The organism is Cupriavidus sp. 8B, from assembly GCF_054589115.1.
Genome location: NZ_BAAILO010000298.1, coordinates 1 through 870 on the forward strand (window position 1 = coordinate 1; position 870 = coordinate 870).

The 870-nt window shown below is 63.1% G+C and carries 1 pseudogene; it reads right to left on the reverse strand.

The features are described from left to right. A pseudogene (locus tag ACYP5B_RS29510) lies at positions 1-870 on the reverse strand (protein PilN); the annotation flags it as partial.

Genomic DNA, 870 nt, shown 5'->3' on the forward strand with positions numbered 1-870 from the left:
GTCCTGCGCCGGGATGCCCTTGGCGATCGTCTTCGGCACCTGGACGGACTGCTGATTCGCGCCGCTACCCGAGGTGAACGTCTGGATCGGGCCATCGAGCGCCGACTGGTCGAATGCCAGCGTCAGGTTGACGTCATCGCGCGACGTCGCATCCGGGAATACCGTGAGCTTGAAGCCGACTGTGCCCGTGGACGTGGTGATACCTGGGGTGCCGCCAGTGCCGCCGACCGTAGAGGCCGCCGGTGTGGTGGCTGACACATAGGCAAACTCGCGACGGTTGTTGTACTGCGCAGCGTGGCGGTTACGCATCGCCAGCGGCACCGCAACGGACGTCGTCACCGTCCCGTACTGCTTCAGCGCGGACACGATCGCCTGTGTGCCGTTCCATCCGCCCGAGGTGATCCCGAGCCCGAAGGTGCCGGCGCTGGGCGAAACCAGCGACGCTGGCGAGAGCGCGGTGAACGTGAAGCCAGGTACGCGCTCGAGTGCCTTGGTGAGGACCGCATTCCAGTCCATCCCGGCCTCACCGTTATCGGTGACCGTGAAGTCAACCGTCTGGAACTTAAAGTAGACCATCCTGGAATAGATCGCAATCTGGCGCCGCACGATCTCATCGGCCGCCTCGACCGCTTCCTTGGTATCACGCAACGTCAGAATGCCGGTGGCGGCGTTAATCTCGGCGCTGCCAACCATCGACATGGCGGGCTCGATGCTCTTCTTGATACCATCAATGTCGTTGATGTCCTTGCTCTCCGACTTCACCGCACCATCGATCTTCGCTGTCTGCCCGGCGCTACCCGCGGAACTGCCGTTCGAGCCCCGGGCGCTCTCCTTGAACTCTGTGGTGAATGAACTGGTGCCCGCCTTCAT